Genomic DNA, 22,079 nt, shown 5'->3' with positions numbered 1-22,079 from the left:
ACGCTCCTTGATGACAGCTCGCGCTGCCCCCTGGAGCCAGTTCACCGGCCTGCCTGACTGTCCGGCATATCGAGCCTGGAAGAGGCCGCACAGCATACCCATCATGGGCGTCTGCGAACCGCGAACATCGGGTCGACTGAAGGCGAAGCTGGAAGCTGACCGACCTTATCTGCGGCATCGGGCGGCTGCTGAAAGCGCACCACAAACAGCGCCGGCTTTTCAGGCTTTCGCCCTATCGGCTTCGCAGCGACATGCCCGCCCGCCACTCGCTGCAGGTAGATTCTGGTCTCTGCAGGCAGCGGCTTTCCGCTCTTCAGATGCGCAGAATAGCGACCCGGTCCGGCATTGTAGGCGGCATAGAGACCGGGGTATCCGAACCGCTCATACATCAGTCGGAGATAGGCTGCGCCGGCCAGAATATTGTCGCGCGGCGCATGGGGATCGGGCCCCAGCGCGTATCGGGTGCGCATCTCGCCCCAGGTCTCCGGCATCAGTTGCATCAGCCCCATCGCACCCGCGGGACTGACAATCGGCTGCCCGTTGAGACGGGTGCGGCCGCAGCTTTCCGCGCGCACTACCCTCTCAATCCAGCTGACCGGAACACCGGTGCGGGCGGAGGCGTCAGCGATCTCGCGGTGCCACAGATACACCTGGTCCACGGGCCCGCACCAGGCAAAGGCCAGCTGAGATACCAGCGCCAGCAGGGCTGCGCACGCGAGCTTCAGGGCAGCCACAGCGCTGTCGCCCGGCCGACAATCTGCTGCCGTTCGCTCACCCCAAAATAGCGTCCGTCGAACGAATCCGGACTGTCGGTCATGAGCAGGAACAGGTCGTTCCGGCCGAGCCTGACACAGCCCTGCCAGGCCGGAAGCGGGCGCCCGAGCCGGTCCGTTTCGCGGCGGACAGCGACCGGTCTGCCATTGATGCTGACGCCGAGATCACGGGCGCAAATCTCATCGCCCTCCATCGCCGCCACCCGCTTCAGCAGCGGCACATTGCGCGGCAGATAGTGACGACTAGCGGCCAGTTCGCGGGCCGGCGGCGGCGCAAAGGCGAACGCCATGTCGCCGCGCCGAAGCCGGGCTGGCGGCGACACCGCATAGAGCCCGACCGGTGCACTGGCGCTGGCATTCCAGATCAGACGCGGGGTCGGCGGGGAGGCTGCCGGGACTGCGAGACCGGCGAGCCCGATGGCCATGAGGATGGCTGGCCACCAGTTCGCGCGGCGGGCTTCCGGCTGCGATACCGGTGACAAAACATGGTCGCACACAGGCAGCGGACGGGCCTTACGCATCCTCGCCTCCCCGCGCTCTCGCGGCCGACCAGGCCTCGATGTCGTCGATATGGTAGCGGCACATCCGGCCATGCATCCGGCATTTCGGACCGGTGCCGGTCTGCCGCATTCGCTTCAGCGTCGAGCAGGCAAGACCCAGATGAAAGGCGGTCTGTTTGGCGTTGAGGAAGGGACAGGTCTTTCGCGCAGCCTGGGCGCGCGAGGCGGTGTCGGTCATCGGTCAGCTCCCCGTTCTGTGGCGCGTGAGGCGCGCCACGCGGGGTCAGGCCTGGACGTCCGTGGACCTCAATTGCAGGGTCGGATCTTCATGCACGGGAATGCGACCACCCCTTCACCGGGCGAGCAAAAAGGAAAAGCCCCGCGCCCGGATCGAAGCGCGGGGCCAGACCTTTAGTCGGCCGGATTCCAGATGATGGCGAAGCTGTCTTCATCCTGTCCGGCGGCCCGGCCGAGGTTGGCGTAGAGGCGACGGGGGCCGAACTCGGGGGCCGCCAGCGACAGCGAGACATAGTCCCGGCCGCTGGTTTCGCCCTTCCGAAGCCAGCCGGCTCCGACCTCCACGCCACCCGCCGTCACGCGGTAATCGGGCTGGGTGTCGCCGGTCTTGCGTGCGTTGGGCAGGATCTCGATGTCGGTGCGGATCGAGAGGGTTTTCAGCTGGCCCTTAAAGCCCTGGCCGTCGCGGCTGACATGTCCGATTGCAGGCATTGGTCGTCTCCTTGTCTGTCGCCCCGAACCGTTCGGGGTCGATGGGCTGACCGGGAGGACCGGTGTGAGCGGCTCGCGCAACCGACAGGCCGGAGCGGCAGCGGAGGACCGGAGCGCGGGGCTGATTTGCAGGCGCAGCCGGGCGCGAGGAGACCGCGCATGCGGTCGGGGAAATCAGTTCTGCGGGATGGTTTGGGCGGACTGCGACCGGTCCAGGTCACGGCCCCTGAAGTCCCTGAAACGGTCGGGCGCCGACGCGGAGTTGACCTCATCCTGTCCCGGAGATCCTCCCGTAGTCGGCATGAAAGAAAAGCTGTTTCCCTCCCGAACCTGCACCGCGATTTTCTGAACTGCGGCAAATAGACGTGCGGACGCGAACGACGACTTGCAGAGCGCTGGCAGTCAGTGACGCCGGAATGCGAGCGATTGCACAGGCGCAACGGGACATGTCCTCAGCCGCAATACGCCGGCTGTTCTGCCCGGGCTATATGTGAGTCGAGTGCGGAAAGGACACGGTAGGACAGGCTCCGAAGGGCGTCCTCCCGGAACGGTGCGGAGGCTGCAATTAATCGCGCCGAAACCATGAGCCAGGCACTCCGGAGACCAGCATGGACTATATCCGCTCCGGATCAATAATCGACTGAATTTTCGTCATTTTATTGACTTTTCAGCCGACCGGAAAGATACTCACTTTATGAAATCCGCAGTTTATGCAGTCCGGAATTTTGAATATCGGGGATCAGAAAATCTGCCTGCATCGGGCGGTTTTGGTCTCCGGCAGCCGCGAAGTGCTGTGGCATGGGGGGCAGGTGTATGAGCCAGGAAACGCAGGCTATCCTTGCGGGCCATCTGACGGTGGATGACGTCGCGCAGCTCATGGTGGCGGCCGGCAAGACCGCCGTTTCCGTCCGCGACATGCAGCGCCCGGAATACAAAATTGTGGAATTCCGGCAGGCCGACGGGACCTGGAGCGCAATTAACCTCTTTCTCGATTCCTGGGCAGCGGACGACTATGCCCATGTCTTCACCGGCCCCGGCACGCTTGTCACTGCCGAATACAGCCCGGACAATCTTGGCGTGCTTCGATCCCTCGTTTCAGCGACCGGCGGCATGCTCCGTAGCGACGAGGGTCAGCCATGGATTCAGATTTCGGCGACCGCATCCTGAGCTGAGGTGCGCAGCGCGCGCCTTCAGACCTCTTCGCATTTTCCTCCGGCCGCCGCGATTGCGGTCCGCCGCTTCAGGAAATGGCAGCCCCGAATATTGCCCTCCAAGGCCATCGGGCCGGGCAGTCGATATGCGTGACAACTACGGCTCGACCCTCAGTCCGGATCGCGCGAAGCGACTGAGAGCGGGGAGCCCGAAGGCTCCCCGCCCGGGCGGCTCTCACCACCAGCTGTCGTAGAAGACGGTCTTGCCGTCCGCGATGGCCCCGCGCGCCTTGGCGATGAACTCCAGATCATCGTTGGTTTCGCTGCCATCGGTTTCGCCGAAAAAGAAACCGCTGGTCGGTGGCAGATTGCCAGCCCGGACATCGGCTTCGAGCCGGTCGAGGTCGGCGATAGTCAGAAGAACCGGCGTGCAATTGAAGTTCTGCGTGCCGCCTTTCTCGCTGTAGAGGCCCTGCATCCAGCCGTGGAGGTTCGGATGTTTGCGCCAGTAATGCAGTTCGGCTGCATCGCGCGCTTCAAAATCCACCGGCCCCTCAGGCACGCGGTCAATCGTCATTGCAAACATATCGAGTCCCATTGTTCGCTCCATCTCAAGAGGTTGTCCGTCCCGAAGGACGAGCGGCGAACGGGCATCGGGCCAGAGCTCACGGGCTTCATGGCCAACCCGGCCCGAAGGGGTGGTGCGGGCGGGCCATTGAAGGCCGTGGCGCCCGATGCCAGGGCCGGTGAAGTCTGAAGGGCGGCTTACCTCATGGGGAACGAGCCTGTGGGCTGCAGGTGTCGGGCAGATGATCGCGGGCACATGATAAGGTGAGAGAGAATCCCTGTAACGCAGGAGGCTGGACAGCCAGAAATGGCCGATCCCCAGCGCGATGCAGCTATTGTGGCATGACGGACAGGCCGCATATCCAGCGGCCGGACCGCTCTCTTTTAGTGAATAGTCGGGATCGGCCGGCCCGATCAAGGCACAGGAATTTGCGCCAACTGCCTGAAGACCTGACCGGGGGTCATGTTCGGCGGACCAACTGGCCGATGCGACTGGCCTGACTGTTCCGGAGCATCCGTCGCCTGCGTGGACGGTATGTTAGACTGGCTGGCAAGGGCTCCCGCCAGACAGGAGCGGACCCAGAATTGCCGCTTCTCATGCCGGCTCAGTCGTTGCGTAACAGCGTGAATTTGTGCCGCAAACCCGTACGCGGCGCGAAAACGATGCCGCGAATTTTGCCGCCAACTCACGGTGCGATAGACAATCGGCCAGATTCATCCGTGCCAGTGTCTGTGATCGCAGCCACTCAGCCCGGCTGAAGCCGGTGCAGCCAGTCCGCAGCGCGTTGCGCTTGGGCCGCAGCGGTAAACACCGCGTTGGTATCGCCCTTCAGGACCTTCAGCCAGCTTGCGATATAGCTTGCATGATCGTCGCGAACCGTGAGCGTCAGCTCCAGATCGGCGCAGAGGAACGCTGCCCCCAGTTCAGCGACCAGCTCCTCCATGGCATAGCCTGCGTCGCCGAACCGTTCGCGGCCGAAGCTCCGTTCCAGCCGGGCGGAATGTCCGGTCCAGTGGGTCATCTCATGCGCCAGTGTCGCATAATAGCCTTCAGCATCCCGGAAGTCCGTGAACTGCGGCATGTGGATGCGATCGAGTGCGGGAATGTAGCAGGCCGAACTGCCGCAGTGGCGGATGTCAGCGCCGGTGGCGGCGAAGAAGGCGTCAGCAGTGCCGATGCGTGTGTCGGGGTTCGCTGCAGGCCGGACAGGTGCGAGAAACCGGTCCGGCAAACCCTCGATCTGTTCCACGTTGAACACCGTGTAGGCCTTCAGGAACGGGATACTGTGCTCGTCCGACTCGCCGGTTTCCGGATCAGTTTCCGTGCGTATGCAGCTGTTGGCGTAGACGACCGGGGAGCCAGTCTCGCCCTTGCGGACATGACCGCCGAGCTCGAGCGCCTGACGGAAGGTCATCCAGACCGGTGCTGCAAACCCCTGGCTCATGGCGGAACCCCACAGCGTGAGAATGTTGATTCCGAAATAGGGCTCGAGGTTGAACCGAAGCGGGCGCGATACCGGCCCTGCCGCATGTGTGGTTTGCCATGGCTGGATCCAGGGGCGGGTGCCGGCCTCCAGGAGGGCGATGATCTGTGCCGTGACCCGGGTGTAGATGTCGGGCTTTCTGTCGAATGTGCGGGACATGTGCGTCTTCCTTCGCGCTGCCGTTTGAGGATGCGGAAGAAGGGGTCGGGCAGGATCGATCGGCCGGTCAGTGAGGGCCCGAAGAGGCCGAACAGGACAGGCAACACGGGAGCGCCAGCGAAGGAGCGGGCGGCCTGTTGACCGGGCGGCGGGCCCGGCCATTTCCGCATCCGTCCTCAGATGGCAGCGGCGAGTTAGCGGAATGCGCCCTGCATCGGCGCCAGTCCGGCGATCAGCGCCGGCGCAAAAGATTTCGGTAGCCACCTGCGGCCATTGCTCTTGCATCTCTCGCCAGCCGCCGAACGCGCGAGCGGAGTGAGTCAGAGTTGCCGTTCCAGTCGCTGTCGACCCGCGCTTCTCCGAACAGGGCGCCCGCGATCTCCCGGTGACTGGCACCATCCTGCACAGCGTCATGGACCCGCAGCATCTCGAGCCATCGGAGTGTTTGTGGCTCGCGCGGGAACAGCGACGGACCGAAGCGGCGATGCTGGCAAAGCCCGAGAAAGCGCCGGAGCGGCAGCATGCGGCTGCGGGCGGAGGAGAGCCCGTGCAACCGGTAGTGGAGATGAACAGCCTGCTGCCCGGACAGTCGCCCACCGGTCACATCCAGCCGGATATGATGCCATCCGTCCGAGAGGACTGCGTGCTCGAACCCGTCTGCACCTTCAACGCAGGTGAGCCAGGGCGCAATATGCGCGAGGAGCAGGCTGTCCGGGTCGCCCGGATCCGCGGGCCTGGCCGTGATCGTCAGTGTGCCGGGGTCGAGAGCCGCGCTCCAGAGGATCCGGGCGTCAGGTGCAGCAAGGCCCGGATGTTCCGCGAAAGAGAAGCCCCCATGCGACAGGTGCCGGGATGGCGCCGCGCGTGGAAGTGCTCGCCTGTATGTGCCAGGCAACGTAGTTTGGGTCCCGGCGCAGCCACTCCCACATGATGCCTGCGCGATCGATCCGCTGCATACGGGCGTACGGGGCAGCATCCCGCCAGCAGAGCAGGGGCGGTCGGCCTTCCGGCGTCACGACTGCAATATCCCGGACGGGGGAAACAGGCGCCTGACTGCAGAGGCGGAGTGCGAAACGTTACCAACTGTTGACGCTCTTGGCCTGCCACTTTCGCTAGGACAATTGTCATGATACGCCATGTGCGTGGTCAGAACCGCCGGTCGGCGACCTGAGAATTCGCTGTCCGGCCTGTATTGAGGGGAAAGGGCCATCGTCGGGCGTTTGGCGGCTTGAGACGCCTCCGGCGGTAGCAAGGTAACCGGATGCCTATTCCGGCCGTGGTGATGCAGCTCATCAGCATTGCCCAGCAGGTGGAGACAGAACAGGATCTCGAGACCGCCATGGTGGCGGTTACGCGGGAGCTTGGGTTCCAGTATTTTGCGCTCAGCCATCATGTGGATTTCGCGGCTGCCCCGGACAAAGCTGCCCGCCTTCACAACTATCCCGAACGCTGGCGGGACTATTATGATCGCCACGGGCTTGGGGTCAGTGATCCCGTCCACCGGGCGAGTCATGTGACCAGCGTCGGCTTCTGCTGGACCCGGATCCCGGCGATGATCGCGCTGACGCCGGCGGATCGCGCCATCCTGGCACTTGGGCAGGAACAGGGGATAGGTAATGGCTTTACCGTGCCCGCGCATGTGCCGGGTGAAGCCCGCGGCTCCTGCTCCTTTGCCAGTGATGCCGGTCGCGCGACCCCTGCGCACATCTTCCCGATCGCTCAGCTGGCGGGCAATTTCGCTTTCGAGGCAGCGCGACGTCTTTGGAGCGGGCGCGGCTACCGCACCACTGTCGATGCGGCGCAGCTGACGGACAGGCAGCGCGACTGCACGCTTTGGGTAGCGCGTGGCAAGGGTGACTGGGAGATCGCCCGCATTCTCGGAGTCAGCGAGGAGACGGTGGCCCAGCATGTCAGGCAGGCCTGCGGACGCTACGGGGTAAACAAGCGCACATTACTGTTGGTCCAGACGCTGTTCGACGGAACGCTTACCCTCACCGACATCTTCCGGCGCTGATATCCCCCTTTTCCGGGATGGCGGCGGACGGGCTCCCCGACTGATCCTTGGCGCGTCAAAGCCAGGGAAAGTCCGACATGCTTCATATCCTGCGAACGTCTGCCCCACCGAACGAGGATCACGTCCTTCGCTCCATGTTTGCCGCGCGCAAGTCGGTGTTCGTCGATCTCCTGAAATGGGATGTGCCGGTGATCGATGGCACCTACGAGGTCGACCAGTTCGACGATGCGCACGCGACCTACCTGGTGCTGGCCGACCATGAAGGCACACACCTGGGCTCCACCCGGCTGTTGCCGACGGTCCGGCCGCATATTCTCGACAGCTTCTACGGCGCGCTGTGCGACGGAGCGCCGCCGCGCGGACCGGCAATCCGCGAAATCACCCGCTTCTGCCTCGATCGACGGTTGACGGCGCGCCAGCGCCGGTCCGTGCGCAACACGCTGGTGGGCGCGATCGCCGACCATGCGCTCGCAAATGGCATCTCACTTTACACCGCAATCGCAGAGGTCGGCTGGATGCAGCAGATCCTTGCCTTTGGCTGGCGCTGCCAGCCGCTCGGCCTGCCACGCCAGATCGGCGGCGAAATGCTCGGCGCCCTCAGGATCGAGATTTCCGGCGAGACACCGGCGCTGCTGGCAGCCGCCGGGATCCTTGCCGATCCGCAACTGGCGCAGATCCGGCTTGCCGCCTGAACTCACGGGAAGGAAAACCATGACGATCGCAGCTGATCTTGAGGCCGATATTGCGGCCCGCACCAATGAACTTTCGCGCACCGGATTTTGCATCATTCCGAACGCCCTGCCAGCTCAGACCATCGGCGAGCTGGACAGCGACCTCGAGGTTGCCTTCAGCGAGACGCCCTTTGGTGAGGGCGGCTTTTACGGCACCACAACCATCCGCTTCGGCAGGTTGCTGGCGCGCTCGGCGCATGCGGCGTCTCTGGTGCAGCACCGTCTGATCCTGGGCATCGTCGAGCGCATATTGTCGCCCTGGTGCGACTGCATCCAGCTCAACACGACACAGGCAATTGCCGTGCATCCGGGCGCTCCGGCGCAACTCCCGCATCGCGATCAGGACATGTGGCGAGGCCCGGTCGGCGAGATCGAGTATCTTGTCAACGTCATGTGGCCGCTGACGCAGTTTACGCCGGAGAATGGCGCGACCCGGGTCTGGCCGGGCTCGCACGGCGAAGCGGCGCTGCTGCCATCGCCGGAGGACGCGCCAGTCGCGGCCGCGATGCAGCCGGGCGACGCGCTTATATTCCTGGGGTCAGCCCTCCATGGGGCCGGCTCCAACCTCACGCAGGAGGTGCGGCGCGGCATCGTGATCGGATATGCTCTGGGCTGGCTCAAGCCCTACGAGAACCAATGGCTCGCCTATCCCCCGGACGTTGCGCGGAAGTTCCCGCCCGAGCTCGCAGCGCTCGTCGGCTATCGTCAGCACCGCCCCAATCTTGGCAACTATGAAGGTCAGTGTCCTTCGGTCCTGCTCGCCGGCGAGCCTGAGCGGCCGCGGGGTGCAATGGACGCCCTGCGGCCTGATCAGAAGGCGCTGGTCGATGCGTTCGTCGCGGGACAGCTTCCGGCGTCATGAATTCGGGGCATACAGCGGAGCGGGTATTCGAGGTTCTGAAGGCCCGCATCCTGGACCGCGAGTTCCGACCGGGCGAACGGCTGGATCCGGCCCACCTTGCCTCAACGCTGGCGGCAAGCGTCACGCCGGTCCGCGATGCCCTGCATCTCCTGACCGGTGAAGGTCTGGTGGAAAGCCGTCCCGGCGGCGGCTTCCATCTGCCGCCGCTGGATGAGCCAGCGCTCCGGGATCGGTATGAATGGGCGTCGGAGCTCCTGACACTGGCGCTTCGCAACGGTAGCCATACAACGAAGCCATACAGCTCTGTCGAGGTCGCCAGCGGGTCGATTGCCAGCCGCATCGCCGATCTCTTCCTGCTGATCGCGAGAAGCTCCCGCAACGGCGAACACTGGCGTGCAGTCGAACGACTGAACGCACGACTACATGCGGTGCGACTGGTTGAGCCAAAGGTGCTCACCGACGCTCAGGAGGAGCTCGCGGAACTGGAGGACGCGATACTTTCAGGCACCCGTGACCGGATGCGCCGGTTGCTGCAGATCTATCACCGCAGACGCGTCCGGGCGGCAGCCGAGATCGTGCGCGCTCTCTATCGCGCGGCGCCCGCCGGCCACTAGGCGAGCCGGGGCCGCAAACATTCGGCGTACAGAATCCGTATAAAGTTCGGATAGATTTCGCCTCTTCCTACACTCCCGGAGCTGCGAATTCCCGCAGCACTGTTGAGGAGTGCGTTATGGAACGCGAGGACGACATCATCGAGCTCGCCGTGGCGAGCACCGAAACCCTCGGCGTCGGGGAATTCCCGACCGACGAGATCAGGGGCAACCCGCTCAGCGGCCTCTCGGACGACTGACAACCGGCGCGCGGCCCTGTGCCGCGCGCCAACAGCCCCGGAGTTTGCGATGGGCCTTATGTTGCGCCCCGGCGTTTCCTATTGCGAGGTTGCCGGCCGGTTGATGTTCCTCGACCTTGAGGCTGATCGCTATTTCTGTCTCAGCCAACGCGCGGAAGCGGCATTTCGCGCCTCTGCCGGGCTGGCGGCGGCCGGCGAACAGGATGAAGCTCTGCTGTCACTCAGGCAGTGCGGCCTCCTCATTTCCACATCTGACGACAGCCGCCCGGCGGCCTGTCGCTCTGTGGCAGTACCTGCCAAAAGTCATCTCGATGGCATCGAGACCGGAGCGCCTGTGCGTCTCAAAATGGCAGCCCTGAGAGATCTTGCGGCAACACGTTTGGCTTTGCGATGGCTGTCGCTCAATGCCGTGCTTTGCCGACTTGCGCAGCAAAAATCCCGGGCAGCGACCGGGCTCTCTACCGAACATGTAACCGCGCCGGATGTGGCGGCCGCGTTCGACTGGTCGTCAGCAATCGTTCGATCACATGACCGCTGCCTGCCGCGCTCGATAGCCGTCGCGCACCGCCTCGCGCGGTGCGGCATATCGGCCGATCTGGTGGTGGGGGTCAGCCTGAACCCGTTTGCGGCGCACAGCTGGGTCCAGTGCGGCAGCGCGCTCGTGAACGACCGTCCGGACGGCGTGCGGCATTTCACGCCGATCCTCGTCATATGAAGCCCGTTCGTTTCATTGTGCTGGCGAGGCAACCCGGATCCATCGCCGACGAACGCTGGCAGGAGCTCACACGGAGCGTATCGGGCATCGAGGGCCTGCGTCTCGCGGACAGCAACGATCTGCTGCATCTTGCCACGAGTGAGGAAAAGCCGCTCCGCATAGGTGATCATGGGGTTGTTCTGGGCCGCCTGTTCGAGCGCGGCGGTCGTGAAGTAGCGCAACCGGGACGGCATGCCTGCGACCGAATTGTCAGGAGTGCCGGCCAGTCCCTCTGTGAGGACTATTGGGGCCCTTATGTCTGCATTCTCCGTCAGAAGGATGGCGACAGGATTTCGGTGCTTCGGGCGCCCCTCGGCGCACTGCCCTGTTACCTGGTGGCGTTCGAAGGTGGCGTGGCCATCGCTTCTGACGTCGACCTGCTCGTGGCCTGCGGTCTGCTGCGGCCCGTCATCGATTGGGATGAAGTCCTTCGCCATCTGATGGTGCGCGACCTCGTCTGGCCGGCAACTTGTCTTTCGGTCCTTCGGGAGTTGCGAGGCGGGCAGCAACTGTTGCTGTCAGAGGAAGGGCTGGCCATTCAAGATGTCTGGTCGCCGACCGCCTTTGCAAGGCCCGATCACCAGATGCGCGACCCCGTCGCGGCGGCCCGGATAGTAAGGGAGACTGTTTGCAGCAGTGTTGCCTCGCTCGCGTCAGGCGAGGCAGGCATAGTGCTGATGCTGTCGGGCGGTCTTGATTCCTCCGTGCTCGCTGCAGCCCTTGCAAGTCAGGATGTGCCGGTCACGTGCATAACGCTCGTCAGCGGTGATGCGACGGGGGACGAGCGCAGCTACGCCCGGCAGGTCTGTGCGGCCCTCGGCATGCCGCTGATCGAGGGCTGGCGGGATCTTGCAGGGATTGATGTTGGCCGGTCGGATGCACGAGGCCTGCCACGCCCGATGGAGCGCATGTTCTTCCAGGAGTCGCGACGCCTGTGTGATCTGGCGGCAGCAGAAGCAGGCGCGACGGCGATCTTCAACGGTGGCGGCGGAGACAATATCTTCTGCTCGCTCCGATCCGGCGCGCCTGCCGCAGACCGGCTGCTGACGGGCGGCGCCGGCTTCTTTTCAACCGTGCAGGATCTGAGCCAGCTTACCCAGGAGAGCCGCCAGACAGTGATGATGGATGCGGTCAGGCGGGCCTGGTTCGCGAAGCCGGCCTTTCGCCTGTCCCAGGATACGTCACTCTTGTCGCCGGATGCGGTCGAGGCTGCTCTCCCGCCGAGACCACACTCCTGGCTTGAGAGTACAGCGGAGCTGCTTCCGGGCAGCGCACAGCATTTGCGGCTGCTGGCCTGTGCGCAGGACATCGTGGAAGGCGGGCGACTCCGGGACAGGTTGCCGATGGTATCGCCGCTGCTGGCGCAGCCGCTGGTCGAGGCCTGCCTGTCGATCGCAAGCTGGCTGTGGTTCGACGCAGGTCACAACCGGGCAGTCGCAAGACACGCGTTCGCAGACGCGCTTCCGGCAGAGGTTGCATGGCGGCGGTCAAAAGGGACGCCAGATGCCTTCACAGCGCGCATTTTCGATACGAACCGAAAGAAACTGCGCGAGATTCTCTCAGATGGCGAACTCGTCCGACGCGGACTGGTTGATCTGCCGGCAATCCTAGAGGTGATTGACGATCCGAGGCCCGTCCATGGTCATCTGTTCCGACGCGTGCTGCAATTCGCGGATGTTGAGGCCTGGGCGGCGGGATGGAATGCATCTGACCGCTGACAGCCGCAATCCCAGACTATCCTTCTGTTGAGAAAAGCTTTTTCTCGTACACGGTAGCGACTCTGTGGCCATCCCAGATGTAGCAAAGGTGGCGCTCCTGTCGACAGTTTGACAGGAGCCGGGGTCGGAAAATGGCGGCACATTCGCCGCTCACATCCCTCACGCTCTGATACAGGATTCCATCGGAGCCTGCGTCGCGCAGGAGGCGCGCAAACGCTTGCGATGCCGTATAGCTGTCAGGGTTGTAGAGATCTGCGTGCGTGGTCTGAAGCCCGCGAATATCATGGAGTGCGGCCACCAGATCGACGGCATAGACGCGCATATCAATTTCCTGGGCAGGCTCACCGGTTGCGTTCAGAAACAGCGCTCTGTGATAGCTGGTTTCCGCAATGGCTGTTTCCAGTGTGCTGGCAGCATAGAAGGCGCCATAACTCCCATCTGTAAAGCGGTCGCCTGCCGGGTTGGGGTGGGTGAACGCCGCCATGACGGGCGTCGTGCCCGGCCCTGACACCCTCTCTTCCATCGGGACAAGTGATATCTCCCCGGTCTCCTGACGCAAACGATCATTGGTCATTGCTTCAATCTGGAAGACGGCTTCCAGGTCTGCCGGGTCTGCGACCCGATCAAAGAGACCAACCGGCGGAAAGCGGCTCGGAATGATCCGGAAGCAGGGAGCCCAGCTGATGGTTGATACAGGGGCAGACAAGCTCAACCGCGCTGCCCGTCCACATATTGCCGCACGACATACAGATCAGCGACATTCCCGGACGTCATGCGCTCGATCGCGGCTTGCCCCCCGAACGGCTTTGCCATGTTAGGTTTGCGGACCCAGTCATCAGCCGTTTGTGGCACGAGGATTTGCAGCCCCTTGTAGATGCCCAGCACGTAGGAAATCCGCTCGAGGGCATCCTTGGGAATGGCGGATACAGCGCCCCGCTTCCAGTTTTGCAGCGTCGACCGACTGTCCACACCCAACAGCCGCATCTGCTCCATCTCGTTGAGCTTCCAGGCCTCGGCAATCCGGAAAAACGTCCGAAGCGCGGGGCCGGTCAAACCCTTGCGATCAACTGACACAAGCGGAATGGACGCAGCCATGAGTATCTCCCGCCTTCCAATCTATCCATATAGGCACATTTACCACACATTGTTCCAATTTGGAACAGCTCTGCATCAGGATTATGGATTTGGGGTCGGGGCAGGCTCTGCGCGCGCCATCATGGCGGTCCATCGTCGATACTGGTCTGATTTCGCCAGGTCAGGATCGATGCGATTTTGCAACCAGAACCTGAACCAGTCGATGTTGCGCTGATAAATGGCGCGCCGGTGCACGGGTTGCCATTTGATATGGAGTTCGCGGGGAAAAACGAACATTTCGACGGGCTGGCCCGCCGCCTTCAGGGCGGTGAAGGTTTCGAGCGCAATGAGCGATTCACTGTCGGCAAGTTGCATGAGAAGCGGCCGCGTCATGCGCGCAGCATTGCGGGCCATCGAGAAGGGTTGCCAGAATTCCGGCGCGTCGTCGCCGTGCTCCGGAAAACCTACCGAACGCATCTGTCTGGCAACGGCAGGACCGGCGTAGATCGCCACTGATTGCGGATCGAGGCAGCAGCTGCTGATCGACGCGGCTGCAAAGCGATCGCTATTGATGAGGGCAAAACGAACGGTGGTCGCCCCGTTGCTGAGCCCGGTCAGGCCTATTCGCGCCGGATCGGCGACGCCTGCGGCAATGGCCTTGTCGACGCCCGTTTCGAGTGAGGACAGCAGGCTGCGACGCTCGGCCCAGTCCTTGTTGCCCGCCGCGATCAGCTGCTCAACCGTCCGGATACCGGGAAGCGTTTTCGCGAACAGGTCGGGCTGCTGCAGACTGAGGACCGCGAATCCTTCGGAGGCGAGCGGAAAGATCGGGTATTCGTCTCCGGTGCCCCCGCGCAGGAAGCCGAGGCTGGTGTATTGCACGACAATGAGCGGCAGCCGGCTACGCCCGTCATATCCGGGCGGCAGCACAAGGTCGCCCCAGGCTTCGAGGCCGCGGTCATTCTTCCAGAACAGGCGCCGGACCTCGCCCAGCCGGATGGCGCGGAATTCCGGATTGGGGTCAAAGACTGGGGTGGTTTGTCCCGTCGCCGGATCAAGCCGCACCAGATGTCTGGGCGTATTGGGATTCTCTGACGTGCAGATCAGATCATGCGCCGCCGGAACACAGCCGTGCAGGACATCGCTGGTCAGGCGGAGGCGCTCCGGATCACCCTTACCGGGCGTCCATCGATAGAATCCGAGGTCCCCGTTTGCCTGGCCTTCCCGGCGCAGGAAGCGCAGCTCTTCGCCAGTCTCATCCCACCAAACTCCCGTGAAGCCGCCGTTGCAGGCTTCATTTTCGCACCGGATCGGACGCCCGTCTTTTCCATCCACTGACAGGCTGAGTGCGCCGAAAAGGGCGCCCTCCGCGCGACTGGTCCAGGCTTTGCGACCGGTTGCGGTGATCGCTGACGGAAGCGCGGCATTCCGCAGTTCGTCGCGGGCCTTCCAGTACCTCCGCTCCCTGTCGGTAGGTTCCCGGACAGCCCCGGTGGCGGGGTCAGCTGACAACAACTGGTTGGGCAGCGGGCCGGGCAATTGCGGCAAAAGCCCATCGGTTGGAGCGAAGCGGTCGTCGTACAGCCAGCCTGACTGCCCTTCCAGGGCGATCTTCTGGCGGACCGCTTCAAGGTCGGGCTGGGTGAGAAAGAGGATGCGCGAGCCATCCTCGTTCCACGCAACATCGGTGATATCGGTGGCGGAGCGGGTCACCGCCTCCCCGCGTGTACCATTCGCCCGGGCGCGCCAGACCTGCGTTATGCCATTGTCGCGACGCAGCCAGACAACCTGGTTGCCGTCCGGAGACCAGGCCGGGGTCACAGGCGCCGGAAAGCCACTGTCCGATCGGATGCCACGGAGGTTCACGATGCTGGTGATCAGCTCGCCGCCCTGGTCGAGAATGCGAGGATTTGCGGGACGATCAAGGTCGATGACGATCAGAGCCCGGCAGTAGCTGTTCGAAGCCGGATCTGCGCGGCTCAGGATGAAGGCCGCATGCTTTCCGTCGGGCGAGATCCCGAGCGAGCCTGGCTGTCCGAACATGGATCCATCCGGCTGACCGATATCTCGCAATCGCAGGATGTCATCCGGTTTGACGTCCCGGGCTGCACCGGCAGGAGGCGGACCGGATGCGGGCAGGATATCGGCGCAGCCGGCATGTACCCGGTGCGATACCAGGGCAAGAAGCCCGCCCGCGAGCAGCAGGCAGCCCTTTTTCAGGGTTGCCCGCTGTCTACGGCCCGGGCTCACCATGATTTCGAGATCCCGAAGCTGATGAGGCGCCCCACGGCCGAATAGTTCGTGGAATCAAAGCCCGCGTCATAGGGAAGCGAGGTTGCGATTGTACCGGGCTTGTCGTTGAAGATGTTCCAGGCCGAGAGGCTGAGTTCCAGACCTGCGAGTGCCCCTTTATCGGGTGCAAAGCGATATCGGGCTGTCAGGTCCAGTGTCGTCATTCCGGAGACCGGCACGGGCGCAGCGGTCCGCGCATCGATAACGCCGCCAATCAGGCTGAAGGTGCTGTTGAGCGTGAGCTCGCTCCGGCTCCAGGTCAGCCCGCCTCTCGCGCGCCAGTGTGGCGGGTTGAAGAGTGTCCCGGCTTTCTGGACGACCCGGGCATCGGCCGACGTCTGCTGGTCGCTGGTGAGATAGCTCGCGTTCACCATTGCGGCGAGCGAACCCCGATCATTGCCAAGGTCCGTGCTGTAGTTGATCAGCATGTCCAGCCCCTGGACGGTCTGCCGGCCGGCATTCACATTTGCCCCGTCGACGATCGCGACGACCGTTGCCGAGTCGAGCGGGCGACCGGTCGCGTTGAAGAACTGGGCGGCACTTGCAACGGCTGCTGCAACAGCCGCAGCGTCGGGCGACCGCTGTACCTGCGGGGCGTAGAGCGGGTCGCTCAGCGCCTGGGAGAAATAGGAAATCGGCTGGACGATCCGGTCCTTGTAGCGGACCGAGAAGTAGCCAAACTGGGCACTGAGCCCGGGAACTGAGGCCGGCGCATATTCGAAGGTCGCCATCCAGGTTTCGGCATGTTCGGGCTTCAGGTCCGGATTGCCGCCGGTGAGGGCAAGCGCCGTCGACCCGGCCGGATAGCCCGTTCCACCAAGACTGGTGGCCGGATATAGAATGGCGGACAGCACCTGATATTGCTGGAAGAGTGTGGGGGCGCGGAAGGAACGCCCCCAGCTGCCCTTCAACGCCACATCCGCGACCGGCGCGTAAATGATCCCGAGCTTCGGGGTCACCACCGAGTCAATTCCGGGATAACGCTCGTGTCGCAGCGCACCCGACAGATTCAGGCGATGAACACCGCCGATCGCTTGTTCCGGGGAAACGAGGGGCAGGCTGATCTCGCCGTAGAGATAATAGCTGTCCTGCGAGGCCTGAACGTTGCCCGGGTCGCCCGGGCCGCTGTCGGCGACAAAGACATTGTCGCGATAGCCCGCCCCGACCGCCAGCTTTGCAGGCCCGCCAGGCAGGCTGAAGATGTTTCCGTCGGCGGATAGTTCGACGGAGCGCCCGTTGTTGCAATAGCAGACCGGCACGATCCCGGTTTGCACGTTGTTGGTATAGGTATAGCGCGCCAGGTTGACGGTCTCTTCCCCGTAGACGCCGGAGAGCGAAACCCGCCAGCTCTCGCCGATATCAAGCCGGAGCCGCGGGGCGATGGCGAGGGACTCGCTGGTGGTATGATATTCGTAGCGGCTGACATTGAGGTTGCCTGCGGCATTGAGCGGTATCATCGAGACGCTCCACCGCTTGTTGAAAATGCCGTCGACCGAGAATTCCAGACGATCCGTCAGGGCCTGATGGGCGGACAGGGCAACCGCATGCCGGCGGGATGCGGGATAGAGGGTGAGTCCGGGTCGAGACGCGGTGAACGACCGGTCATCCGACAGGATCTGCGTGTTGTGCGCATATTCGTAAGCCGCAATCACCCCGCCACTCGACCAGCGCTGGCCTGCGGTGGCGCTGTAGCGCTGATCGAGATAGCCGCCATCGGTCGCAGCGCCGATATTGGCGCGCAGCTGCAGCCCGTCAAAATCCCGTTTCAGGATGATGTTGGCAACACCTGCGACGGCGTCCGACCCGTAGAGCGCAGAGGCTCCGTCGGCGACCACTTCGACGCGGTCGACCATGTCCATTGGAATAGACGACACGTCGATACCCTGGCGCGTGCCGTTGTAGGCGAGACGGTTGCCGTTGAGCAGGGTCAGGGTGGCGTCACTTCCAAGGCCCCGAAGATTGATGGTGGAGGCGCCGCCGACATTGACCCCGCTGGTCGCGGGCACGTTGAAACCGACGCCGGGATTCTGCCCGCCGCCGAAGTTCTGGGGAATGGTTTTCAACGCTTCGGCGAGCCCGGCCTGCCCGGCATCGCGCATGGCCTGCTGGTCGAGGCGGATGACAGGCGACGAAATCGGCGCTCCGCGAATGCGGCTGCCGGTCACGATGATGTCCGAGCCCTCGAGAACAGTGACTGGCGTCGGAGATTCGATCACCAGCCCGCCGCCCACGGCCCGATAGCCAAGTCCGCTTCCCTGTAGCAGGATCGTCACGGCCTCTTCGGGCGCATACTCGCCCTGAAGGGCAGGCGCCTGACGCCCTTGCAGCAATTCGGCAGGCGCCACGATGTTCCGTCCGGAGGTCAGTGCGACCGCGCGGAGCGAATCCGACAGCGGCTGGGCCGGCAGTTGATAGCTGTGCCGCTGTGCCTGGCTGATCTCACCAGCCGCTGCGGTTGCAGCCGGCGCCAGAGTGACAGAAATGGCGGCGGCCAGAACCGCCCCTTGCAATAGTACCATTGTCATCTCCCTCCCGGCGCGTCGTTGCGGCGCCGTTCGGAGGGTTTGACAATCGAGGCGGGCGTTACCCTGGGACTATTTTTCCGTGGCTGCCGATGGCTGGAGATAGATCATCCCGTCAGAGTCGCGATCCAGCCGGAGGTTGAAGATGCGGGCCAGCGACTGCGCCAAATCGTCGGGTTCGCGCGGGTCGAAGGTACCGCTGAACCGCAGCCGGCCGATCGCAGGATCGGAAATCAGGATCTTCACCTCGCTATAGCGGTTGGCGGCTGAGACCACGTCACTCAGTTCGGCATCCTCGAAGGACAGCATGCCTGAAGTCCAGCGCGGCTCCTCCGTCTTCAGCGGCTGCGGCACCTGGCCTTGCGCGACCAAAAGATGCTGACCCGGCTTGAGGACCGTGGATGCAGAAGGTCTCGATGCCACAGCTGCCGACTGTGGCCGGACTTCGACTGACCCTTCAAGCAGCGAGACAGCAACCTTACTACCCGCGACATCCACGTCGAAAACGGTGCCGTGCGCGATCACCTCGGTCGAGCCGGCCTCGACGAGAAACGCGCGCGAGTCGCCATGTACCACGCGGAAACGGGCGCGTCCGCTCTCGAGGCGAAGCCGCCGCTCGCTGTCCGTATAGAGGATGGTCAGCCGGCTGTCGGTATCGAGCGTGACCTGAGACCCGTCAGGCAGGTCGACGTTGCGGATTTCGCCGACATGGCTTGCAAGCAATGTCTGCGCTTCGGAACTCGAAGGTCCTGACAGGTTCAGGGGACTTCCCGGTACGAGAAGCAGCGCGGCCGCCACTGCAGCTGCCACCGCGGTCCACGCTATCAGCCGGGATGACGGGGGACGGGACGGCTTTTGACGAGCCTGCGCTGCCGGCGTCTCGCCAGCGACCGCCATCGCCTCCCAGTTCTTAAGGACGTCGTCATAGATGTCGGCATGCCGCGGATCTGCAGCATACCAGTCCTCAAAGGCCTGGTGGTCGGTGCCACCATCAGGCGCGCGGAGTCGGGCAAGCCAGGCAATTGCCTCCTGCCGCACCGCTTCATCCGTGCGGCGCCCTGCCCCGGATGGCGCCATCAGCGCCGCCTCATCACGCGATCGACATGGGCTATTGCCTTCGTCATGTGCCACTCGACGCCCTTGACGCTCAGCCCCATGCTGGTCGCGATCTCCCTGTAGCTGAGACCATCCACCCTGTGCGCCAGAAAAATGTCGCGTGTCCTGGGGCTCAGCTTCAGGAGCGCCGACTGGATGCGGTTGAGCAGATCCCGGGCTTCAAGAGCTGCCACCAGGTCAGGGGCTCTGAGATTTGCTTCTTCGACGGGAATATGATGACCGAGCGAGCGTTGCAGGGCGGACTTTGCGCGGTTGCGGAGCAGGTTTGTCGCGATCCGGTTCAGATAGGCTTCCGGTTCCTCGATCACTTTGCCCGGCTCCGCTGCCGTTCCTGCAAGACGCGAGAAGCTCTCCTGCAGAAGGTCGCCCGCCTCCTGCCCGTCAGTCCGGCGCGTAAAATAGCGCAGCAGCCGCGGCTTTTGCGAGTGGTACAGGTCTTCGAGTGCCAGCACCGACCCGGCAGCCAGGCGGTCATCGGGCGGGATCGGGTCCCCTTCGGCAAGGCGCGGTGTCAGCAGCGCCTCCATCTCATCCGGGATCAGGCGCATGCGCCGGCATCCCTTGCGGCATGGTCGGGCAAAGAAGTGTGCTGGAAAGTGGTCAGCCTGTCGCCCATGCCTGCCCCGTTCGAAGGTTCGAAGCGGAGCCGGCGGGAGCCGGGTGTTGAGAACATGCTTGAGACATGCGCCGACGCCTTTAGCCGCAAGCGGCCTGGACATACGCATCGGCCACCCGGCCGGATGCCATGGCGTCGATTCTCCCAAGCGAGGTTCTCACGCCTCGGTGGCGCCCAAAGCACCACCCGAACAGACTATATCGGGAGACGTGAAATGCAAGCGCAGCCTGGGGGTCTTGCTCCTATCGCTCCGGAAATGAGGCCTCTGCGGCCGATCAGATCTGGTCAACGCAAAGGTAAAGCGACTGACATCTTATAGCTTCCGGTCCAGGAGTGGTCGGCATGATCGGGAATAGGACTGACGCCATCCGAAACATTCAGCTCTCGCGAGACGAGCTTTACGAATTGGTCTGGAGCCGGCATCGCCGCCTATGTCCGGCGTTACCGGTGCTCCGAACGCCGACTGAATTGCATATTTTGTTGCGTCCTGTCCTGCTCAGCGTTCGGCGCGAAGCCGCAACAGATCTGAAGATGGTCCCAGCACAGCCAGGTAAATGCTGGCACGACTAAGCCCGACGTAGGTCAGTTCAGCATCAATAAGTTCATCTGCGTCGATGAGAATTATGGCTGGACGCTCCAGGCCTTTGAACCGTCGCACTGTGTCAAAAATCAGACGGTCACTATGCGGCTCGTTCGCGTCAGTCACCTCAATTCCGGCGATCCTTCCGCCATGAATTATCGGATGACCGCGCGTTGATTCTGCTGTCAGGACGGCGATGGAACCCGGCGCCAGTCCATGTCTGTTCAGCAGATTTTGAAGCAGTTCCTCCAGAGCGGTGGCACCACCTTTGCCCTTATCCGTGGCTATCCATTCAACCGGCGTCCCCTCCGGACCTATCGCCCGTGTCATCCTTCCCGCGTACCAGTTCTTTGCGACGCCATGTATGGAGCGCGTGTTCCGGAAATTCCGTATGAGGTGCAACGGGCTTGTGGGAATACCTGCGATGGCGCGGCCGCGCCGGTCATAGAGTCGCTGGTTGTCGTCATAGAATACGTAAAAGCAGCCTGTTTCGGGATTGTTGAGGCACCGCTCGAGAAGTTCAATCCACTCTTCTTTGAAATCCTGTCCCTCGTCGACAATTATCGCGTCGAAGCGCAGCTCAGGGCGTTTGGCGACTGCCGCCTCCAGTGCGGCTGGCAGCTGATCCAGAAAATGCTGGCCCTCTCCGGAGATGGCAATTCCTGCCTCGCGCCTTAAACGGTCGCAGAATGCGTGGAAGCTACCAGTCTGAAGCAAGGGAACTTCTGCAGTGATGCGTTCGAGATAACGCCCCAGCGGGGCATTGTAGCAGGTCAGCAGTGTCCGGTGTCCGGCTTCTGACAGCCGGGCGGCCTTCTCCATGGCCAGTATCGTCTTACCTGTCCCGGCGCCGCCTGCGATTGCCATGCGATTGGTGCCATCAAACATGTCGAGAATGTCGACCTGGTCTGCTGTCAGGCGCTCAATCTGTCGGTGATCGTTACGGAAACCCCGGGCCAGGCTCGGCCGGAGCTCAATGCGTCCTGCAAGCATTTCATGAAGTGCACGCATGCCGTCTTCGCCAAGCCCCAGACCGGGCGTATCGCTTGCGTCACCAGGTGCAGCCAATCGGGCATCTACCCATTCGCGGAGATATTTGAGCTGCTCACCAAAAAGAAAGAGCCGCAGCGGCATTCCCGGCCCCAGATCGCTATCCGGCTTTGCGCTGTCGGTCAGGATCACGCCATAGCGTGCAGTTACGAACCGCTTGTTCCAGCCCGGTTGCTGCTTGAACTTCTTCAGCAGTTCGTACTTGCTTTCGCGTGCCTGCCTGACCGGATCTTTTATCACGTTGGTAATGCGAAGACGGTTCGTTGACGTCCAGCGTTCGGTGACCTCTTCGCGCCGAACCGTGCCGCCCTTAACCTCGATCGTCAGGAATCCGCGGGCCGGGTGCGCAACGACAAAATCAGCCTCTCCATCCTTCTCTTCGCCATTCGGATGGAGCCCAAGCCAGGGACGCGAGTAGTAACAGACATAGTCGTCAGGCAACTGAGTTCGAAGGCGTTCATAGACTTCGATCTCCGCTTCTCGATACGGGTTATCAAGTACATCCGCCGGAAGCGGCTGCGGATACATCCTGGCCAT

Annotated in this window: 23 protein-coding genes; 8 read left to right on the top strand and 15 right to left on the bottom strand. The window is 63.2% G+C overall.

The window, feature by feature from the left end:
* Nucleotides 1–101: 101 nt before the first annotated feature.
* The 4 genes from IM784_RS10460 to IM784_RS10445 all read right to left on the bottom strand — a co-directional run bounded on the left by IM784_RS10460 (nucleotide 102) and on the right by IM784_RS10445 (nucleotide 2,002).
* Nucleotides 102–734 (bottom strand): lytic transglycosylase domain-containing protein, encoded by a 633-nt coding sequence (locus tag IM784_RS10460; protein WP_199555268.1) that lies wholly within the window; start codon nucleotides 732–734, stop codon nucleotides 102–104.
* On the bottom strand, nucleotides 722–1,294 hold the full coding sequence (locus IM784_RS10455) for a S26 family signal peptidase (RefSeq protein ID WP_199555267.1): 573 nt from the start codon (nucleotides 1,292–1,294) through the stop codon (nucleotides 722–724). The genes IM784_RS10460 and IM784_RS10455 overlap by 13 nt, the downstream gene beginning before the upstream one ends.
* Nucleotides 1,287–1,511: a helix-turn-helix transcriptional regulator gene (locus IM784_RS10450; RefSeq protein ID WP_199555266.1), complete on the bottom strand. Its 225-nt coding sequence runs from the start codon at nucleotides 1,509–1,511 to the stop codon at nucleotides 1,287–1,289. The genes IM784_RS10455 and IM784_RS10450 overlap by 8 nt, the downstream gene beginning before the upstream one ends.
* A gap of 173 nt (nucleotides 1,512–1,684) precedes the next feature.
* Complete coding sequence (locus IM784_RS10445; protein ID WP_199555265.1) at nucleotides 1,685–2,002, bottom strand: DUF736 domain-containing protein; 318 nt, start codon at nucleotides 2,000–2,002, stop codon at nucleotides 1,685–1,687.
* Nucleotides 2,003–2,815: 813 nt separating this feature from the next.
* Here IM784_RS10445 and IM784_RS10440 point away from each other — a divergent pair.
* Nucleotides 2,816–3,169, top strand: coding sequence for a hypothetical protein (locus IM784_RS10440; RefSeq protein WP_199555264.1), 354 nt, complete (start codon nucleotides 2,816–2,818; stop codon nucleotides 3,167–3,169).
* Nucleotides 3,170–3,388: 219 nt separating this feature from the next.
* Here the strand turns inward: IM784_RS10440 and IM784_RS10435 are convergent, their stop codons facing one another.
* The 4 genes from IM784_RS10435 to IM784_RS17735 all read right to left on the bottom strand — a co-directional run bounded on the left by IM784_RS10435 (nucleotide 3,389) and on the right by IM784_RS17735 (nucleotide 6,379).
* On the bottom strand, nucleotides 3,389–4,138 hold the full coding sequence (locus tag IM784_RS10435; protein ID WP_199555263.1) for a hypothetical protein: 750 nt from the start codon (nucleotides 4,136–4,138) through the stop codon (nucleotides 3,389–3,391).
* 328 nt (nucleotides 4,139–4,466) lie between these two features.
* Complete coding sequence (locus IM784_RS10430; RefSeq protein WP_199555262.1) at nucleotides 4,467–5,363, bottom strand: ArdC family protein; 897 nt, start codon at nucleotides 5,361–5,363, stop codon at nucleotides 4,467–4,469.
* A 232-nt stretch (nucleotides 5,364–5,595) separates the two neighbouring features.
* Nucleotides 5,596–5,886: a DUF2285 domain-containing protein gene (locus IM784_RS17740; RefSeq protein WP_140927477.1), complete on the bottom strand. Its 291-nt coding sequence runs from the start codon at nucleotides 5,884–5,886 to the stop codon at nucleotides 5,596–5,598.
* 268 nt (nucleotides 5,887–6,154) lie between these two features.
* Nucleotides 6,155–6,379, bottom strand: coding sequence for a transcriptional regulator domain-containing protein (locus IM784_RS17735; RefSeq protein ID WP_408015290.1), 225 nt, complete (start codon nucleotides 6,377–6,379; stop codon nucleotides 6,155–6,157).
* Nucleotides 6,380–6,624: 245 nt separating this feature from the next.
* Here IM784_RS17735 and IM784_RS10420 point away from each other — a divergent pair, with 245 nt between their 5' ends.
* The 7 genes from IM784_RS10420 (at nucleotide 6,625) to IM784_RS10390 (ending at nucleotide 12,292) form a co-directional block, all read left to right on the top strand.
* Nucleotides 6,625–7,377 carry a LuxR family transcriptional regulator gene (locus tag IM784_RS10420; protein ID WP_235976965.1) on the top strand — a complete coding sequence of 251 codons (753 nt, stop codon included), beginning with the start codon at nucleotides 6,625–6,627 and terminating at the stop codon, nucleotides 7,375–7,377.
* 77 nt (nucleotides 7,378–7,454) lie between these two features.
* Entirely contained in the window at nucleotides 7,455–8,069 is a 615-nt protein-coding gene (locus IM784_RS10415) for an acyl-homoserine-lactone synthase (protein ID WP_199555261.1), read from the top strand.
* Nucleotides 8,070–8,088: 19 nt separating this feature from the next.
* On the top strand, nucleotides 8,089–8,970 hold the full coding sequence (locus IM784_RS10410) for a phytanoyl-CoA dioxygenase family protein (protein ID WP_199555260.1): 882 nt from the start codon (nucleotides 8,089–8,091) through the stop codon (nucleotides 8,968–8,970).
* A complete protein-coding gene (locus IM784_RS10405) occupies nucleotides 8,967–9,584 on the top strand; it encodes a GntR family transcriptional regulator (protein WP_199555259.1) in 618 nt (205 codons plus the stop codon). Before IM784_RS10410 ends, IM784_RS10405 begins: the two co-directional genes overlap by 4 nt.
* Before the next feature lie 116 nt (nucleotides 9,585–9,700).
* Entirely contained in the window at nucleotides 9,701–9,820 is a 120-nt protein-coding gene (locus IM784_RS10400; protein ID WP_140927373.1) for a benenodin family lasso peptide, read from the top strand.
* Nucleotides 9,821–9,923: 103 nt separating this feature from the next.
* The gene (locus IM784_RS10395; protein WP_235977056.1) at nucleotides 9,924–10,535 is read left to right on the top strand and encodes a lasso peptide biosynthesis B2 protein; all 612 of its coding nucleotides are present in this window, start codon (nucleotides 9,924–9,926) and stop codon (nucleotides 10,533–10,535) included.
* Nucleotides 10,532–12,292: an asparagine synthase-related protein gene (locus tag IM784_RS10390; protein WP_199555257.1), complete on the top strand. Its 1,761-nt coding sequence runs from the start codon at nucleotides 10,532–10,534 to the stop codon at nucleotides 12,290–12,292. The genes IM784_RS10395 and IM784_RS10390 overlap by 4 nt, the downstream gene beginning before the upstream one ends.
* 16 nt (nucleotides 12,293–12,308) lie before the next feature.
* On the opposite strand, the gene IM784_RS10385 is transcribed toward IM784_RS10390, so the two are convergent.
* The 7 genes from IM784_RS10385 to IM784_RS10355 all read right to left on the bottom strand — a co-directional run bounded on the left by IM784_RS10385 (nucleotide 12,309) and on the right by IM784_RS10355 (nucleotide 22,079).
* The gene (locus IM784_RS10385; RefSeq protein ID WP_199555440.1) at nucleotides 12,309–12,998 is read right to left on the bottom strand and encodes an RES family NAD+ phosphorylase; all 690 of its coding nucleotides are present in this window, start codon (nucleotides 12,996–12,998) and stop codon (nucleotides 12,309–12,311) included.
* 2 nt (nucleotides 12,999–13,000) lie between these two features.
* On the bottom strand, nucleotides 13,001–13,387 hold the full coding sequence (locus tag IM784_RS10380) for an antitoxin Xre-like helix-turn-helix domain-containing protein (RefSeq protein WP_199555256.1): 387 nt from the start codon (nucleotides 13,385–13,387) through the stop codon (nucleotides 13,001–13,003).
* Nucleotides 13,388–13,468: 81 nt separating this feature from the next.
* Complete coding sequence (locus tag IM784_RS10375) at nucleotides 13,469–15,619, bottom strand: Atxe2 family lasso peptide isopeptidase (RefSeq protein WP_199555255.1); 2,151 nt, start codon at nucleotides 15,617–15,619, stop codon at nucleotides 13,469–13,471.
* Complete coding sequence (locus IM784_RS10370) at nucleotides 15,613–18,177, bottom strand: TonB-dependent receptor (RefSeq protein ID WP_199555254.1); 2,565 nt, start codon at nucleotides 18,175–18,177, stop codon at nucleotides 15,613–15,615. Before IM784_RS10370 ends, IM784_RS10375 begins: the two co-directional genes overlap by 7 nt.
* A 75-nt stretch (nucleotides 18,178–18,252) precedes the next feature.
* Entirely contained in the window at nucleotides 18,253–19,257 is a 1,005-nt protein-coding gene (locus IM784_RS10365; protein ID WP_199555253.1) for a FecR family protein, read from the bottom strand.
* On the bottom strand, nucleotides 19,257–19,844 hold the full coding sequence (locus tag IM784_RS10360) for an RNA polymerase sigma factor (RefSeq protein WP_199555252.1): 588 nt from the start codon (nucleotides 19,842–19,844) through the stop codon (nucleotides 19,257–19,259). Before IM784_RS10360 ends, IM784_RS10365 begins: the two co-directional genes overlap by 1 nt.
* Before the next feature lie 564 nt (nucleotides 19,845–20,408).
* Entirely contained in the window at nucleotides 20,409–22,079 is a 1,671-nt protein-coding gene (locus IM784_RS10355) for an NERD domain-containing protein (RefSeq protein ID WP_199555251.1), read from the bottom strand.

Origin of the sequence: Sandaracinobacteroides hominis (genome assembly GCF_016464365.1) — a bacterium.
Taxonomy (GTDB): Bacteria; Pseudomonadota; Alphaproteobacteria; order Sphingomonadales; family Sphingomonadaceae; genus Sandaracinobacteroides; species Sandaracinobacteroides hominis.
The sequence above is the reverse complement of the archived record's forward strand: the minus strand, read 5'-3'. Positions and strand labels throughout refer to the sequence as shown.

Excerpts from the sequence above, each read along its gene's own strand:
- IM784_RS10365 (WP_199555253.1), bottom strand. The coding sequence starts at position 19,257 with ATGGCGCCATCCGGGGCAGGGCGCCGCACGGATGAAGCGGTGCGGCAG.
- IM784_RS10390 (WP_199555257.1), top strand. The coding sequence starts at position 10,532 with ATGAAGCCCGTTCGTTTCATTGTGCTGGCGAGGCAACCCGGATCCATC.
- IM784_RS10445 (WP_199555265.1), bottom strand. The coding sequence starts at position 2,002 with ATGCCTGCAATCGGACATGTCAGCCGCGACGGCCAGGGCTTTAAGGGC.
- IM784_RS10430 (WP_199555262.1), bottom strand. The coding sequence starts at position 5,363 with ATGTCCCGCACATTCGACAGAAAGCCCGACATCTACACCCGGGTCACG.
- IM784_RS10415 (WP_199555261.1), top strand. The coding sequence starts at position 7,455 with ATGCTTCATATCCTGCGAACGTCTGCCCCACCGAACGAGGATCACGTC.
- IM784_RS10400 (WP_140927373.1), top strand. The coding sequence starts at position 9,701 with ATGGAACGCGAGGACGACATCATCGAGCTCGCCGTGGCGAGCACCGAA.
- IM784_RS10360 (WP_199555252.1), bottom strand. The coding sequence starts at position 19,844 with ATGCGCCTGATCCCGGATGAGATGGAGGCGCTGCTGACACCGCGCCTT.
- IM784_RS10395 (WP_235977056.1), top strand. The coding sequence starts at position 9,924 with ATGTTCCTCGACCTTGAGGCTGATCGCTATTTCTGTCTCAGCCAACGC.
- IM784_RS17740 (WP_140927477.1), bottom strand. The coding sequence starts at position 5,886 with ATGCTGCCGCTCCGGCGCTTTCTCGGGCTTTGCCAGCATCGCCGCTTC.
- IM784_RS10380 (WP_199555256.1), bottom strand. The coding sequence starts at position 13,387 with ATGGCTGCGTCCATTCCGCTTGTGTCAGTTGATCGCAAGGGTTTGACC.
- IM784_RS10455 (WP_199555267.1), bottom strand. The coding sequence starts at position 1,294 with ATGCGTAAGGCCCGTCCGCTGCCTGTGTGCGACCATGTTTTGTCACCG.
- IM784_RS10440 (WP_199555264.1), top strand. The coding sequence starts at position 2,816 with ATGAGCCAGGAAACGCAGGCTATCCTTGCGGGCCATCTGACGGTGGAT.
- IM784_RS10450 (WP_199555266.1), bottom strand. The coding sequence starts at position 1,511 with ATGACCGACACCGCCTCGCGCGCCCAGGCTGCGCGAAAGACCTGTCCC.
- IM784_RS10405 (WP_199555259.1), top strand. The coding sequence starts at position 8,967 with ATGAATTCGGGGCATACAGCGGAGCGGGTATTCGAGGTTCTGAAGGCC.
- IM784_RS10355 (WP_199555251.1), bottom strand. The coding sequence starts at position 22,079 with ATGGCCAGGATGTATCCGCAGCCGCTTCCGGCGGATGTACTTGATAAC.
- IM784_RS10420 (WP_235976965.1), top strand. The coding sequence starts at position 6,625 with ATGCCTATTCCGGCCGTGGTGATGCAGCTCATCAGCATTGCCCAGCAG.
- IM784_RS10370 (WP_199555254.1), bottom strand. The coding sequence starts at position 18,177 with ATGGTACTATTGCAAGGGGCGGTTCTGGCCGCCGCCATTTCTGTCACT.
- IM784_RS10410 (WP_199555260.1), top strand. The coding sequence starts at position 8,089 with ATGACGATCGCAGCTGATCTTGAGGCCGATATTGCGGCCCGCACCAAT.
- IM784_RS10375 (WP_199555255.1), bottom strand. The coding sequence starts at position 15,619 with ATGGTGAGCCCGGGCCGTAGACAGCGGGCAACCCTGAAAAAGGGCTGC.